This window comes from Pseudacidovorax sp. DMC4 (assembly GCF_056314265.1).
In genome coordinates, this window is sequence record NZ_JBQUYR010000005.1 from 134,144 (window position 1) to 147,800 (window position 13,657).

Below are 13,657 nucleotides of genomic sequence, written 5' to 3' on the forward strand. Positions count from 1 at the left end.
CCGCCGCTCACGCCGCTTCGAGGATGTTCACGGCCAGCGGCGGCCAATGCGCCCACACCTCGGTGCCGACGGAAAGCGGGGCCTGGCCGGCGCTCTCCTGCCGCACCAGCAACTGCTGCCCGTCGGGCAGCTGCACGGTGTAGTTCGAGGCATGGCCGTGGTAGATCGCCTGGGTCAGGCGGCCGCACACGCGGACCGAGGTGTCCTGGGCCTGCGGGGCCAGCCGGATGCGCTCGGGCCGCACGGCGATCTCCACCTCGGTGCCGGCGGGCAGCGCGCTGGCCGGCGCCTCGAAGCGCTGGCCGAAGGCGCTGAGCACGCTGCCCTGCGGGCCAGCCTGCTCCAGCCGCGCGCGCACGAAGTTGTCCAGGCCCATGAACTCCGCAACGAAGCGGTTGCGCGGCTTTTCGTACAACTCGGCGGGCGGGCCGACCTGCTCGATGCGGCCGCGGTTCATCACGGCCACGCTGTCGCTGAGCATCAGCGCCTCTTCCTGGTCGTGGGTGACGAACAGGGCGGTGATGCCCAGTTCGCGCGTGATGCCGTAGAGCTCGGTCTGCATGGCTTCGCGCAGCTTGCGGTCGAGCGCGCCGAAGGGCTCGTCGAGGATCAGGATGCTGGGCTCCACGACCAGCGCGCGGGCGATGGCCACGCGCTGCTGCTGGCCGCCCGAGAGCTGCTGCGGGAAGCGCTCGCCGAAGTCCTCCAGCCGCACCTGGGCCAGGGCACGCCGCACGCGGCGCTGCTGTTCGGCGCCGGAGACCTTGCGCATGCGCAGGCCGAAGGCCACGTTCTCGTTCACCGACATGTGCGGGAACAGCGCATGGCTCTGGAACACCATGCCGATGTTGCGCTTCTGCACCTCCAGCCGTGTCACGTCGCGTTCGTCGATCAGGATGCGACCGGCGTCGGGCGAAGAGAGCCCGGCCACGATGCGCAGCGTCGAACTCTTGCCGCAGCCGCTCGGGCCCAGCAGCGTGAGGAACTGCCCGCTGGGGATGTCCAGCGAGATGTCGTCGAGCACCAGCTGGCTGCCGTGGCTCTTGCGCAGGCGTTCGGCGCGGACATGGGCCATGCTCAGCTCCCCAGGATCTTCTTGAGGCCGAACACGCGCTCGACGCCCAGGGCGATGGCCAGCGTGGCGAGGATCAGCATGGCGGAGATCGCCGCGATGGACGGGTCGAAGTTGTATTGCATGTAGGACATGATGGCGATGGGCAGTGTGGTGTGCTGGGCGCTGCCGAGGAAGAGCGAGACCGAGACGTCGTCGAAGGAGAGGATGAAGCTCAGGATGGCGCCGGCCGCGATGGCGCCACGCAGCTGCGGCAGCAGGATGTGGCGCAGCACCTGCCAGCGCGAGGCGCCGAACACCATGCCGGCTTCCTCCAGCGTCGGGTCCATGCGGGCGAGCGTGGCCAGCACGGTGCGCAGCGTGTAGGGCAGCACGATCAGCGCATGGCCCAGCAGCAGCCGCAGCGGCGCGTTGCCGATGCCCAGGCCCGCCATGGCCACCAGCACCGCGATGCCGATCACGATGCCCGGCACGATCAGTGGCGAGAGGAACAGCGACTCCACCACCGTGCGCCCCGGCCAGCGCCCGCGCGCGATGGCGAAGGCGGCCGCCACGCCAAGGGGCAGGGCGACCAGCGTGGCCGCGGCGGCCAGCCAGAGGCTGGTGACCAGGCCGCCCATGAAGTTGTCCGAGGCCAGGGCCTCGCCATACCAGCGCAGCGACAGATCGGTGGGCGGAAAGCTGGGCACCGGGCCGCCGTTGAAGGACACGATCACCACCATCGCCAGTGGCGCGAGCAGGAAGACGTAGAGCAGCACGGTCAGCATCCGCATGCCGAGGGAAAGTGCGCGGTTCATCGGCCGAGGCTCCATTGGCGCGTGTACCAGCGGCTCCAGCCCACCACGGCCAGCAGCAGGGCCAGCGTGGTGGCCAGCAGCACGGCCACCATGGTGGCGCCGAAATGCCAGTTCATCGTGACCGAGAACTGCTGGTAGATGAAGGTGGTCATCAGCCCCGAGCGGCTGCCGCCCATGAGCGCGGGCGTCACGTACGAGGACATCGACAGGCTGAACACGATGATCGTGCCGCTGGCCAGGCCCGGCACCGACAGGGGAAGGATCACATGCCGGAACACATGCCAGCGCGAGGCGCCCAGCGTGGCCGCGGCCTCCGTGAGCGAGGGGTCGATGCGGTCCAGCGCACCCAGCAGCGACAGCACCATGAAGGGCAGGAACACATGCACCAGCCCGACCAGTACGGCCGGCTGGGTGTACATGATGCGCAGCGGTTCGTCCGTGAGGCCGAGCGCCATGAGCGTGGTGTTGAGCGCGCCCCTGTCGCCCAGCAGCACGACCCAGCCGTAGGTGCGCGCGACGATGCTCACCAGCAGGGGCGCCAGGATCATCACCAGCAGCATGCCGCGCACCGACGGCCGTGCCCGCCACACCGACAGGCCCAGAACCATGCCGAACACGGCCGTGAGCAGGGTGGTCAGCGCCGACAGCCACAGCGTGCGGCCGACGATGCCCAGGTAGAAGTCGCTGCGCATCAGCCGGGCGTAGTTGGCGAGCGTCAGCTCGCCAACCGGCGCGATGACGCCGGGCTCTGCGGGGTTCAGGCTCATCCACAGCACCTGGCCCAGCGGCAGAAAGAGGCCGAGCACCAGCAGGGCCAGGCCCGGCAGCACCAGCAGGCCCACCGGCGGCGCGCGCCGGGCCGGCGCAACGACGGTCAGGGAGTCGGGCGCCAGCACGGCGGCGTGGGCACTCATGGACTGGCCTCTGCCGGCAGTGCGTGGCTCTGCAGCGCCTGCGCGATGCGGGCCACGGGTTCGACCCGCGCGAAGTAGGTGCGCATCTGCTCGAGCGAGGCCTCGTGCAGCGCCACCACCGAGTTCTTCACGCCCACGGCGTCCTCCGCGACCACCACATGGAAGTCCAGCATGGAGGCATCGCGCACCGTCGATTCGACGCAGCAGTTGGTGGTCACGCCCGCCACGATCAGCGTGCGGATACCGCGGGCGCGCAGCATCACCTCCAGCGGCGTGTCGACGAAGGCGCTGAAGCGGTGCTTGGTGATCTGCAGCTCGCCAGGCTGCGGCGCCACCGCTTCCAGGGCGCGGCCGCCCCAGCTGCCGGGCAGGCAGACCTCGACCTCGCCGGGCGCGAACTGGTGCGCGTCGTCCACCTCGGCGGCCGACAGGCTCCAGACGGCGCCCTCGCGCGTCAGCGTGCTCGGAAAGCGGTAGGGCGAGCCGACGTGGCGCACGTGCTGGCCGTACTCGGCATGCACATGCACGACGGTGCAGCCGGCGGTGCGCGCCGCCTCCAGCAGGGCGGGCATCCGCGCCACGGCGGCCTGCACCAGCGGCATGGCCTCGCGTCGCCCGGTGGCGCCCTCGGGGCTCACGAAGTCGTTCTGCACATCGATCAGCAGCAGGGCGGTGTGGGCGGGGGCCAGGCGCTGCTCCAGCGTGCGCAGCCAGCGCGCATGCTTGACCTGCGGCTGCCAGCTGCGCGGGGCATCCGATCCTGCATGCCATCGCTGCACGATGGCATGCATCGTCGGGACGTCCACAGCGGCCTGCGCCTGGAGGCCTCGCGCGCGGGCATCGCGCAGCAGGCTGGCCAGGGCCAGGTCCAGCTGCAGGCCCGCCACCACCAACTGCTCGATCGCGTTGGCGCGCAGCAGCAGGTTGAGCGTGCTGGCGCCGAAGGCGCCGGTATCGGGCGCGCGGACCACGAACTCGTGCGGCCCGGGCTGCGGCGCCAGCGTCGGCGGCCAGGCGAAGGCGTGCTCCACCGGGGCGATGAACACGGTGAAGACCTGGGCGGCACGCGCGGCCTCCAGGAGCCCTGCCAGGTCCGCCAGCGCGGCCGGCTGCGCGTCGCGCAGCGTGGCCGTGGCGGGAATCACCAGTGCCGTGGCGAAGGGTGCGGCGTCCTGCACCACCTCTTGCGTGAGTTGCGCGGCGATCAACCTGCGATCTCCTGGTTCCAGCGGTCGGTGATCTCCGACATCTGCGGAATGACCTTGCCCCAGTCGAAGAGCTTGAGCTGCTCCAGCGCCGGCACGCGCTCGGCCGCCTTGCCGCTCAGGCGGGCCAGGCGGTTGGTGGGGCCGGCGATCACGGCGTTGCAGAAGGCCTCCTGCGCCTCCTTGCTCAGCGCATGGTCGATGAATTGCATGCACAGCTCGGCATTGGCCGTGTTGCGGGCCACGTGGTAAGAGACCATGCCCACCATCGAGCCGTCCTTGGGAAAGACGAACTTGACGGGTTTGCCGCTGTCGATGAGTGCGTAGGCCGGGATGTTGGTGGTCATCGCCACCACCGAGACCTCGCCGGTGTCGAGCATCTGCATCGCGTCGGTGGAGCCGCTGAAGAAGCGCCGGATGTTGGGACGCAGCTCGCGCAGGGCCTTGAAGCCAGGGTCGAGGTTGCTCTCGTCGCCGCCGCGCGTGCGGGCGGCGGCGACCAGCATCTCCCAGCTGCCCCAGACGCCGATGTGGGGCACCGTGACCCGGCCCTTGAGGGCCGGGTCCCACAGGTCGCTCCAGGCTTCGGGCGGCTTCTTCACCAGGTCGGTGCGGTAGGCGATGCCGTAGGCCACGTAGTCCAGGCCCACCGCCTCCTTGCGGAACTGGTCGAACCACATCGGGTGCACGTTGCGGATGTTGGGGATCTTGTCGGGCGACAGCGGCATGCCGATGCCCGCACGCACCGCCTTGATGCTGTCTGGATAGGGCAGCAGCAGCATGTCGATCTCCGGCCTGGCCCGGTTGACCATGCCGTTGGTCAGCCATTCGCTGGCGGTGCCCAGCTTGAGCGCGACCTTCACGCCCAGCTTCTTCTCGAAGCTGTCGACGATGGCGGCGCGGTAGTTCTTCTCCCAGACGCCGCCGAAGACGGTGGAGGTGAAGCCTCCCGCGGCCCGCGCCGGCAGGGCAAGACCCACCGTCAGCGAGGAGGCGGCGCCAAGGAAATGGCGTCGGGAGAAAGCGTCGCTCATGGTCATGCTCATCACTCCTTGTTCAATATATTGAACTGATTTCAATATGAAGAACTAAAACGAGCAAAACATGTGCCAGTGGCCAGCGGCGTTGGGGGCGTACGCGCGCACTGAATCTGGGCATTTGGCTGGGCGGCCGACAATCCACCGATGCAGATTCAGGAAAAGCCGCCCTACGACACCGTCTTCGAGTGGATCGGCGGCGAAGACAAGATCCGCGCCATGGTCGAGCGCTTCTACGACCTGATGGAACTGGAGCCCGGGTACGCCGATCTGCGCGCCGCCCACGGACCCAGCCTGGACAACGCCCGGCAGCGGCTGACGTGGTTCCTCACGGGATGGATGGGCGGGCCGCAGCACTACACCGAGCGCTTCGGCCACCCGCGCCTGCGGGCGCGGCACATGCCCTTTCCCATCGGCATCAAGGAGCGCGACCAGTGGCTCGCCTGCATGGACCAGGCGATGGGCGAGACCGCCGTGCCCGAGGCCCTGCGCGCGCGCCTGCGCGACTCCTTCTTCCAGACGGCGGACTGGATGCGCAACAAGGGCGTGTGAGCGCCCCGCCTTCCTTCAGCGCCCCGCCGGCGCCAGCAGCACCACCAGTGCGCCGGCGCCGCCTTCGGCCGGCTTGGCCTGCACGAAGGCCAGCACTTCCTTCTTCTGGATCAGCCAGCGCTGCGCCTTGGTCTTGAGCACCGGCTGCTTGCCGGGCGAGCCCAGGCCCTTGCCGTGCACCACGCGGACGCAGCGCACGCCGTGGCGGTGGGCCTCGCGGATGAAGCCCCCCAACGCCTCGCGCGCTTCGTCGCTGCGCAGGCCATGCAGGTCCAGCTGGCGCTGGATGGACCAGTCGCCCGAACGCAGCCGGCGCGTCACGTCCAGGCCCACGCCGGGGCGGCGGAAGCTCATCTGGTCGTCGGCGTCCAGCAGCGTCGTCACGTCGAACTCGTCGCTGATCGCTTCGCGCAGCGCCTTGGCCTCGTCCAGGTGGAACTGCGTGGCCACCGGCGCCGGCCGCTCCTTGGCCAGCACGACCATGGGCTTGTGCTTGAGCGGCTTGGTGGCGCCCGTGTCGGCGCCGATGGCGCGGGCAAAGAGGTTCTGGCGCGCCTGGCGCTGCTCTTCCAGCTGCTTCTGGCGCAGGGCCTCGGCCGCCTCGCGCGCGCGGTCCTCGGCCAGCTGGCGCTGGACCTGCTTGAGGTCGGCCAAGCTCTTCAGGGCCGGGGTCTTTGGGGGCATCGGGGCAGTGTCTCACGGCCCCGCGGCAGGGGCGCCGCGGGTCAGACGAGTCCCTGCTGCGCCATCGACAGGAAGCGGCCCGGGCCCACGATCACATGGTCCAGCACGCGGATGTCGAGCAGGGCCAGCGCGGCCTTGAGCGCGTCGGTGAGCTGCTGGTCGGCCCGCGAGGGCTGCACGTCGCCGCTGGGGTGGTTGTGGGCCAGCACGACGGCCGCGGCGCCATGGTGCAGGGCGCGCTGCACCACCTCGCGCGGGTAGACGCTGGTCTGTGCCAGCGTGCCGCGGAACAGCTCCTCCATCGCCAGCAGGTGATGGCGGGTGTCGAGAAACAGCACCGCGAACACCTCGTGCGGCTTGTGGGCCAGGTGCAGCTGCAGGTACTGCGCGACGGCGTCGGGCGTCTCGAAGGCCGGGCGCTCGGCCAGCCGCTGCGCCATGGCGCGGCGGGCCAGCTCCATCACCGCCAGCAGCTCGGCCCGCTTGGCGGTGCCGCCCAGGCCGCGGATCCTGCGCAGCGCCTCGCCGTCGGCATGCAGCAGGCCGGCAATGCCGCCGCAGGCGTCGAGCACGTCCTGCGCAAGCTGCAGCACATGCCGGCCCGCCAGGCCGGTGCGCAGCAGCAGCGCCAGCAGTTCGGTGTCGCTCAGGGCGGCGGGCCCGCGCGCGAGCAGCTTTTCCCGCGGGCGCGCATCGGCCGGCAGGTCGTGGAATGCCATGAGGTTCCTCCCTTGGGGGTTGCGGCGTCGACGGCCCTACGGCACGGCGGCCCAACCCCCCTCCTTTAAACTCGCGGGCCAGTTTATCGGGGGCCTCCCTTGTCTTCGTCCACCCAAATCCCCGTGGTGCAGCCCGGCTCCTTCCTCACGCTGCACTACCGCCTGGCCGGCCCGGCCGGCGACATCATCAACACCTTCAACGACAAGCCTGCCACGCTGTCGCTGGGCGCAGGCGAACTCTCGCCTGCCGTCGAACAGCGCCTGCTGGGCCTGGAAGAAGGCACGCACACCACCTTCGATCTGCCGGCCGGCGAGGCCTTCGGCGAGCGCAATGCCGAGATGCAGCAATGGGTGGCGCGCACGCTGCTCGCGCAGCTGGGCGACCCCGACGAGCAGTACACCGTCGGCGACGTGGTGCAGTTCCCCACGCCCGATGGCGCGGGCAGCTATGCGGGCGCCGTGATCGCGCTGTCGGACAGCGCGGTGCAGTTCGACTTCAACCATCCGCTGGCAGGCCAGCCGGTGACTTTCGAGGTGCGCCTGATCGGCGTCCTGTGATGACCACCGGTACCGCGCTCAACGAAATCCTCCTGGCCGAGCCGCGCGGCTTCTGCGCCGGCGTGGACCGCGCCATCGAGATCGTGGAGCGGGCCCTCGCCAAGTTCGGCGCGCCGATCTATGTGCGTCACGAGATCGTGCACAACACCTATGTGGTGAACGAGCTCAAGGCCAAGGGCGCGATCTTCATCGAGGAGCTCGACGAGGTGCCGCCCGGCGCCACGCTGGTCTTCAGCGCCCACGGCGTGAGCAAGGCGGTGGAGAACGAGGCCCGCGCGCGCGGCTTCTCGATCTTCGACGCCACCTGCCCGCTGGTGACCAAGGTGCATGTCGAGGTGGCCAAGTTGGCGAAGGAAGGCTACGAGTTCATCATGATCGGCCACAAGGGGCACCCCGAGGTCGAGGGCACGATGGGCCAGCTCTCCAGCGGTATCCATCTCGTCGAAGACGTGGAGGACGTCGGCCGCGTGCAGCCGGGCCAGACCGACAAGCTCGCCGTGGTCACCCAGACCACGCTGAGCGTGGACGACGCCGCCGAAATCGCCGCTGCCGTGCGCGCGCGCTTTCCCAAGGTGCGCGAGCCCAAGCAGCAGGACATCTGCTACGCCACGCAGAACCGGCAGGACGCGGTCAAGCTGCTGTCGCCGCAGGTCGACGTGGTGATCGTGGTGGGCAGCCCCACCAGCTCCAACAGCAACCGCCTGCGCGAGCTGGCCGAACGGCTGGGCACCGCGGCCTACATGGTCGATTCCGCCGCCGAGCTGAAGGCCGAATGGTTCGAGGACCGGACGCGCGTGGGCCTCACGGCCGGTGCCTCGGCGCCCGAGGTGCTGGTGCGCGAGGTGATCGACCGCATCAGGTCGCTGGGCGCCGTGTCGGTGCGCAGCCTGCCGGGCGTGGAGGAGCACCTCAAGTTCCCGCTGCCCAAGGGCCTCAAGCTGGACGACCAGCCGCCGCCGCAGCACATCTCCTGATCCTTCCCGGACGCCATCCGCAGCGCGCAGGCGCGCGGCGCGAGGTCTCCCGCCAGCCGGCCGCATGATGCGGCCGGTGCCACTTATGGACCACCCATGACGACTTCGACCTCTTCTTCGCACGATTCGCCCGACTCCGTGAGCTGGCGCGCCGACATCGAGGCGGCCGCCCAGCGCCTGCAGCGGCAGGGCCGCGGCTTCGTGCGCGAGACGCCGCTGTGGCGACTGCCCGCCTCGGCCCTGGGCCTGGACGCGCCCGGCGCCGAGGTCTGGCTCAAGCTGGAGCACCTGCAGTCCGGCGGCAGCTTCAAGGCCCGCGGCATGATGAACCGCCTGCTGGCCAACCCCATTCCCGAGGCGGGTGTGATCGTCGCTTCCGGCGGCAATGCCGGCATCGCCACCGCGGGTGCGGCGCGCGCGCTGGGCGTGCCCTGCGAGGTCTTCCTGCCCGGCGTCTCGCCCGAAGCCAAGCGCCAGAAGCTGCGCGACCTGGGTGCCACGGTCAACGTGGTCGGCCAGCTGTATGCCGATGCGCTCGAAGCCTGCCTGGCCCGCCAGCAGGCCACGGGCGCGCTGCTCACCCATGCCTACGACCAGGCCGAAGTGGTGGCGGGCGCCGGCACGCTGGGCCGCGAGATCGAAGCGCAGGCTGGCGGCGTGCCCGATGCGGTGCTGGTCAGCGTGGGCGGCGGCGGCCTGATCGGCGGCCTGGTCGGCTGGTTCGAGAACCGCACGCGCGTGATCGCACTGGAGCCCGAGGGCTCGCCCACGCTCTACCGTGCCCGAGAAGCCGGCGAGCCGGTCGACGTGGCCGTGGGCGGCCTGGCCGCCGATTCGCTGGGCGCGGGCCGCATCGGCCGCATCGCCTGGGAGATCGCGAAGCAACATGTGCCCGAGGCGCTGCTGTTGACCGAGACCGCCATCCGCGACGCGCAGCAATGGCTGTGGAAGGAGATGAAGCTGGCCGTCGAGGCCGCCGCCGCGCTGCCGCTGGCGGCGCTGCACAGTGGCGCCGTGCGCCTGCAGCCCGGCCAGCGCGTGTGCCTGATCGTGTGCGGCGCCAACGTCGATCCGGCGACGGTCGCCTGAGTCCGGCGCCCGCACCATGAGCCTGCCTTCCTGGCGACTGCTGCTGCGCCGCACGGCGCGGCGCATCTGGTTCCGCTCGGTCGTCTTCAGCCTGGTGGCCGTGCTGCTGGCGGTGGCGGCGCGCTACCTGGCGCCCTGGCTGCCGGAGCACTTCGAGGGCAACATCGGCCAGGACTCGGTGGGCGGCATCCTGCAGATCCTGGCCTCGTCGATGCTGGCGGTGACCACCTTCTCGCTCACGGCCATGGTGTCGGCTTATTCCTCCGCCACCACGCTGGCCACGCCGCGCGCCACGCAGCTGCTGATCCAGGACCCGACCTCGCAGAACGCGCTCTCGACCTTTCTGGGCGCCTTCCTGTTCTCCATCGTCGGGATCATTGCCCTCTCGACCGGCTTCTACGGCGACCGCGGCCGGGTGATCCTGTTCGTGGGCACGCTGGCCGTGGTGGCGCTGATCGTGTTCACGCTGCTGCGCTGGATCGCGCACCTCACGGCCTTCGGCCGCATGTCCGACGTGATCGACCGCGTGGAGCGCGCGGCCATTGACGCCATCCGCGACTGGCGCGAAGCGCCGCACCTGGGTGGGCATCCGGCCGTGGTGGTGCCGGCCGAAGCCTGGCCGGTCTTCGGCGAGCGGACCGGCTACGTCACCCATGTGGACGTGGGCGCGCTGCAGCGCATCGCCGCGCAGGCCGACCTGCGCCTGCACGTGGCCGTGCTGCCCGGTACGCTGGTGCATCCACAGCGGCCGCTGCTGCGGGCCGAAGGCGCTGGCGACGACGACTGCCGCGCCGCGCTGGCCCGTGCCTTCACCGTCGAGCGCCACCGCAGCTTCGACCACGACCCGCGGCTGGGCCTGGTCACCCTGGCCGAGATCGGCAGCCGCGCGCTGTCGGCGGCGGTCAACGACGCGGGCACCGCCATCGAAGTGATCGATGCGCAGCACCGCGCCTTCCGGGCGGTGCTCGAGCGCACTGACGATGCATCGGACGCGACCGAGTGCGACCGCGTCTTCGTGCCGCTGCCCACCACGGCCGACCTGCTGGAAGACGCATTCCGCCCGCTGGCGCGCGACGGCACCGGCGCCATCGAGGTATCGATCCGCCTGCAGAAGACGCTGGCCGCGCTGGCCGGGGCCGCGCCCGCTCACGCCCAGGCCATCGACGCCATGGCCCGCCAGGCCTTCGAGCGGGCCAGCGCCGCCTTTGCCAGCGACGCCGACCGCGATGCGCTTACGCAGGCGACGCAGGGCCGTTTCCTACAATGAGCCGATGCTCGACATCACTCTCCTGCGCAAGGACCTGCCTTCGGTCGTCGCGCGCCTCGAATCCCGCAAGAAGAACCAGCCCTACCTCGACGTCGCGCGCTTTTCCGCCCTGGAAGCCGAGCGCAAGCAACTGCAGACGCGCACCGAGGAGATCCAGGCCCGCCGCAACGCGCTGAACAAGCAGATCGGCCCGCTCAAGGCCAAGGGCGAGTCGGTCGATGCGCTGATGGCCGAGGTCAACGCGCTCAAGGCCGAGATGGAGTCGTCCGCCGTGCGCCTCGACGCGCTGCAGCCCGAACTGCAGACCCTGCTGCTGGCCGTGCCCAACCTGCCGCACGACAGCGTGCCGCAGGGCGAGGACGAAGCCGGCAACGTCGAGGTGCGGCGCTGGAGCCCGCAGGGTGGGGAGGGCGGCAACGCGCCCCAGCTCGGCTTTACGCCGCGGGACCATGTGGAACTGGGCGAACCGCTGGGCCTGGACTTCGAGATGGGCGTCAAGCTGGCCGGCTCGCGCTTCACCGTCATGAAGGGGGCCATCGCCCGCCTGCACCGTGCGCTGGCGCAGTTCATGATCGACCTGCAGACCGAGCAGCACGGCTACACCGAGTGCTACGTGCCCTACATCGTCAACGGCGAGACGCTGCGCGGCACGGGCCAACTGCCCAAGTTCGAGGGCGACCTCTTCGCCGCCAAAAAGGGCGGCCAGGATGGCGAGCCGGTGCCCGACCTGTCCGCGCTCTACCTCATTCCCACCAGCGAGGTGCCGCTGACCAACTTCGTGCGCGACACCGTCGTGCCCGAGTCGCAACTGCCGATCCGCCTGACGGCGCATACGCCCTGCTTCCGCTCCGAAGCGGGCAGCGCTGGCCGCGACACGCGCGGCATGATCCGCCAGCACCAGTTCGACAAGGTCGAGATGGTGCAGATCGTGCACCCCGAGAAGAGCTACGACGCGCTGGAAGAAATGACCCGCCATGCCGAGGCGGTGCTACAGGCGCTGGATCTGCCCTACCGCGTGGTGCTGCTGTGCACGGGCGACATGGGCTTCGGTTCGTCCAAGACCTACGACCTGGAAGTGTGGATCCCGGCGCAGGCCACCTACCGCGAGATCAGCTCGGTCTCCAACTGCGAGGCCTTCCAGGCGCGCCGGCTGCAGGCCCGCTTCAAGAACGCGCAAGGCAAGAACGAGCTGCTGCACACCCTCAACGGCTCCGGCCTGGCCGTGGGCCGTGCGCTGGTCGCGGTGCTGGAGAACCACCAGCAGGCCGACGGCAGCATCGCCATTCCGAAGGCGCTGCGCCCCTACCTTGGCAACCAGGCCGTGCTGCGCGCTTGATCGAATCGCTGCGGCCCGCTTCCCTGCGGGCCAAAAGCCTGGCTATAATGCAAGGCTTCGACTGAATCGCACAGCTTGTGGAGAGGTGGCAGAGTGGTCGAATGTACCTGACTCGAAATCAGGCGTACGGTTTCCCCGTACCGTGGGTTCGAATCCCACCCTCTCCGCCAGTCACCGTCCATGACGGTTCCAGAAAGCCCGGTAGCGTCCTGCTCACCGGGCTTTTTCATTGGGTCTCCAACGCCATCCTGATTTGCTCTCCTTCCATGAAGCTGGGGTGGGGTGCTGTTCCCGCCTGGGTCGGAGCTGTCAGGGTGTGGTTTGTGACGGTCGCGCACAAAATCCGGGCATGACCTCCCAGGACGTCCGTACTCAAGAGATCGAACGCCTCCAGCGCGCCCGCGCACAGTGGCGCCATGTGGGCGACGCCCGCCCTCCGTTCGCCCAGACGCCAGCCCCGGGCCAGGAATCGGTCTGGGACTACCCGCGCCCGCCGCGCATCGAGGCGGACTCGCGCGAGATCGTGGTGTGCTGCGGCGATGCGGAGATCGCGCGGACCCGCAATGCGCTGCGGTTGCTCGAAACCGCCAGCCCGCCGACTTTCTACCTGCCGCGCGCCGATGTGCGGGCCGATGCGGTGGTGCCGGCCGCAGGAACGTCGTACTGCGAATGGAAGGGCGAGGCGCGCTACCTCACCGTCGTTGCGGGCACCCACCGGTTTGAAGCAGCGGCGTGGTTCTATCCAGAGCCGGAGCCGACCTACGCCGCACTGCGCGACCACCTCGCGTTCTATCCGCAGCAACTCGCCTGCTGGGTGGATGGCGTTCGTGTGGTGCCTCAGCCCGGCCGCTTCTATGCGGGCTGGATCACGCCCGAGGTCGTGGGCCCCTTCAAGGGCGAGCCCGGTTCGGCCGGTTGGTGACGCGCAGACGGCCGCGGCGTCGCCGTCAGCGCGAAGGCCGCTGGTAGCCGCCCTCGATCCACGCGGCGGCGCTGTCGGCATTCAGTTTGAAGGTCGGTGGCACGCGCGCTTCGCCGAGCGCCTCGCCCGCCTCGTCCATCGCGCGCAGGATGGCGTAGGGGTTGTCCTCGTCCGGCACGATCTGCAGCGACACGCGGATGCGCTCGGAGCCCGCGCCAACGCTCACGCTCTTGTTCAGCCGGGCATGCAGTTGCTGCTCGTGCCGGCGCAGCACCTCGTTGGCGGTCTTGACCAGAGTATGGAAGGCGGCCGTGTCCAGGGGCTTGGGGTTCTTCTTGTCGCGGCCCATGGTCCAGGGGCCGACCAGTGCCGGCTCCGCATCGCCCTGCCGTGTCATCGACACCGCCCAGCCGTCGTCGTCTTCGTTCTTGATCACGCGCGCGGTCCAGCGCTCGTCGCTCCACAGCGTGGGCTCCTGGATGGGAGCGGTCGGTTCGGTCATGGGTACAGGGTCGGGAGAAAGGTGAGTGC

The 13,657-nt window shown here is 69.9% G+C and carries 15 protein-coding genes and 1 tRNA gene; 8 read left to right on the forward strand and 8 right to left on the reverse strand.

What is annotated here, in order from left to right; all coding sequences use genetic code 11:
- Nucleotides 1–7: 7 nt before the first annotated feature.
- From ACT54X_RS11250 to ACT54X_RS11270, 5 genes are read right to left on the reverse strand one after another with little or no spacing between them, the layout of a single operon-like run.
- Complete coding sequence (locus ACT54X_RS11250) at nt 8–1,075, reverse strand: ABC transporter ATP-binding protein (protein ID WP_476346546.1); 1,068 nt, start codon at nt 1,073–1,075, stop codon at nt 8–10.
- A 2-nt stretch (nt 1,076–1,077) separates the two neighbouring features.
- The gene (locus ACT54X_RS11255) at nt 1,078–1,869 is read right to left on the reverse strand and encodes an ABC transporter permease (RefSeq protein ID WP_476346547.1); all 792 of its coding nucleotides are present in this window, start codon (nt 1,867–1,869) and stop codon (nt 1,078–1,080) included.
- A complete protein-coding gene (locus ACT54X_RS11260) occupies nt 1,866–2,783 on the reverse strand; it encodes an ABC transporter permease (protein WP_476346549.1) in 918 nt (305 codons plus the stop codon). Before ACT54X_RS11260 ends, ACT54X_RS11255 begins: the two co-directional genes overlap by 4 nt.
- Nucleotides 2,780–3,991: an isochorismatase family protein gene (locus ACT54X_RS11265; RefSeq protein WP_476346551.1), complete on the reverse strand. Its 1,212-nt coding sequence runs from the start codon at nt 3,989–3,991 to the stop codon at nt 2,780–2,782. The genes ACT54X_RS11260 and ACT54X_RS11265 overlap by 4 nt, the downstream gene beginning before the upstream one ends.
- A complete protein-coding gene (locus ACT54X_RS11270; protein WP_294378427.1) occupies nt 3,988–5,022 on the reverse strand; it encodes an ABC transporter substrate-binding protein in 1,035 nt (344 codons plus the stop codon). Before ACT54X_RS11270 ends, ACT54X_RS11265 begins: the two co-directional genes overlap by 4 nt.
- Before the next feature lie 150 nt (nt 5,023–5,172).
- Between ACT54X_RS11270 and ACT54X_RS11275 the strand changes: the two genes are divergently transcribed.
- Nucleotides 5,173–5,577 (forward strand): group II truncated hemoglobin, encoded by a 405-nt coding sequence (locus tag ACT54X_RS11275; protein ID WP_294378429.1) that lies wholly within the window; start codon nt 5,173–5,175, stop codon nt 5,575–5,577.
- A 15-nt stretch (nt 5,578–5,592) separates the two neighbouring features.
- On the opposite strand, the gene ACT54X_RS11280 is transcribed toward ACT54X_RS11275, so the two are convergent.
- Together ACT54X_RS11280 and radC are read right to left on the reverse strand one after the other, a co-directional pair.
- The gene (locus ACT54X_RS11280; RefSeq protein WP_294378432.1) at nt 5,593–6,261 is read right to left on the reverse strand and encodes a Smr/MutS family protein; all 669 of its coding nucleotides are present in this window, start codon (nt 6,259–6,261) and stop codon (nt 5,593–5,595) included.
- A gap of 41 nt (nt 6,262–6,302) precedes the next feature.
- Nucleotides 6,303–6,980 (reverse strand): RadC family protein, encoded by a 678-nt coding sequence (gene radC, locus ACT54X_RS11285; RefSeq protein ID WP_294378435.1) that lies wholly within the window; start codon nt 6,978–6,980, stop codon nt 6,303–6,305.
- A gap of 99 nt (nt 6,981–7,079) precedes the next feature.
- Between radC and ACT54X_RS11290 the strand changes: the two genes are divergently transcribed.
- From ACT54X_RS11290 to ACT54X_RS11320, 7 genes are all read left to right on the forward strand, one after another.
- Nucleotides 7,080–7,538: an FKBP-type peptidyl-prolyl cis-trans isomerase gene (locus tag ACT54X_RS11290; RefSeq protein ID WP_294378438.1), complete on the forward strand. Its 459-nt coding sequence runs from the start codon at nt 7,080–7,082 to the stop codon at nt 7,536–7,538.
- The gene (ispH, locus tag ACT54X_RS11295; RefSeq protein WP_294378440.1) at nt 7,538–8,512 is read left to right on the forward strand and encodes a 4-hydroxy-3-methylbut-2-enyl diphosphate reductase; all 975 of its coding nucleotides are present in this window, start codon (nt 7,538–7,540) and stop codon (nt 8,510–8,512) included. The genes ACT54X_RS11290 and ispH overlap by 1 nt, the downstream gene beginning before the upstream one ends.
- Nucleotides 8,513–8,608: 96 nt before the next feature.
- A complete protein-coding gene (locus tag ACT54X_RS11300; RefSeq protein ID WP_294378443.1) occupies nt 8,609–9,601 on the forward strand; it encodes a threonine/serine dehydratase in 993 nt (330 codons plus the stop codon).
- A 16-nt stretch (nt 9,602–9,617) separates the two neighbouring features.
- On the forward strand, nt 9,618–10,868 hold the full coding sequence (locus ACT54X_RS11305) for a DUF2254 domain-containing protein (RefSeq protein ID WP_294378445.1): 1,251 nt from the start codon (nt 9,618–9,620) through the stop codon (nt 10,866–10,868).
- 4 nt (nt 10,869–10,872) lie between these two features.
- On the forward strand, nt 10,873–12,204 hold the full coding sequence (gene serS, locus ACT54X_RS11310) for a serine--tRNA ligase (RefSeq protein ID WP_294378448.1): 1,332 nt from the start codon (nt 10,873–10,875) through the stop codon (nt 12,202–12,204).
- Nucleotides 12,205–12,283: 79 nt separating this feature from the next.
- A tRNA-Ser gene (locus ACT54X_RS11315) sits at nt 12,284–12,374 on the forward strand.
- 179 nt (nt 12,375–12,553) lie between these two features.
- Entirely contained in the window at nt 12,554–13,126 is a 573-nt protein-coding gene (locus tag ACT54X_RS11320) for a DUF427 domain-containing protein (protein WP_354322004.1), read from the forward strand.
- 25 nt (nt 13,127–13,151) lie between these two features.
- On the opposite strand, the gene ACT54X_RS11325 is transcribed toward ACT54X_RS11320, so the two are convergent.
- Nucleotides 13,152–13,628 carry a hypothetical protein gene (locus tag ACT54X_RS11325; protein ID WP_354322003.1) on the reverse strand — a complete coding sequence of 159 codons (477 nt, stop codon included), beginning with the start codon at nt 13,626–13,628 and terminating at the stop codon, nt 13,152–13,154.
- Between the last annotated feature and the right edge of the window lie 29 nt (nt 13,629–13,657).

Coding starts and splice junctions, on each gene's coding strand:
- ACT54X_RS11260 (WP_476346549.1), bottom strand. CDS start 2,783: ATGAGTGCCCACGCCGCCGTGCTGGCGCCCGACTCCCTGACCGTCGTT.
- serS (WP_294378448.1), top strand. CDS start 10,873: ATGCTCGACATCACTCTCCTGCGCAAGGACCTGCCTTCGGTCGTCGCG.
- ACT54X_RS11255 (WP_476346547.1), bottom strand. CDS start 1,869: ATGAACCGCGCACTTTCCCTCGGCATGCGGATGCTGACCGTGCTGCTC.
- ACT54X_RS11300 (WP_294378443.1), top strand. CDS start 8,609: ATGACGACTTCGACCTCTTCTTCGCACGATTCGCCCGACTCCGTGAGC.
- radC (WP_294378435.1), bottom strand. CDS start 6,980: ATGGCATTCCACGACCTGCCGGCCGATGCGCGCCCGCGGGAAAAGCTG.
- ACT54X_RS11320 (WP_354322004.1), top strand. CDS start 12,554: ATGACCTCCCAGGACGTCCGTACTCAAGAGATCGAACGCCTCCAGCGC.
- ispH (WP_294378440.1), top strand. CDS start 7,538: ATGACCACCGGTACCGCGCTCAACGAAATCCTCCTGGCCGAGCCGCGC.
- ACT54X_RS11270 (WP_294378427.1), bottom strand. CDS start 5,022: ATGAGCGACGCTTTCTCCCGACGCCATTTCCTTGGCGCCGCCTCCTCG.
- ACT54X_RS11250 (WP_476346546.1), bottom strand. CDS start 1,075: ATGGCCCATGTCCGCGCCGAACGCCTGCGCAAGAGCCACGGCAGCCAG.
- ACT54X_RS11280 (WP_294378432.1), bottom strand. CDS start 6,261: ATGCCCCCAAAGACCCCGGCCCTGAAGAGCTTGGCCGACCTCAAGCAG.
- ACT54X_RS11325 (WP_354322003.1), bottom strand. CDS start 13,628: ATGACCGAACCGACCGCTCCCATCCAGGAGCCCACGCTGTGGAGCGAC.
- ACT54X_RS11275 (WP_294378429.1), top strand. CDS start 5,173: ATGCAGATTCAGGAAAAGCCGCCCTACGACACCGTCTTCGAGTGGATC.
- ACT54X_RS11305 (WP_294378445.1), top strand. CDS start 9,618: ATGAGCCTGCCTTCCTGGCGACTGCTGCTGCGCCGCACGGCGCGGCGC.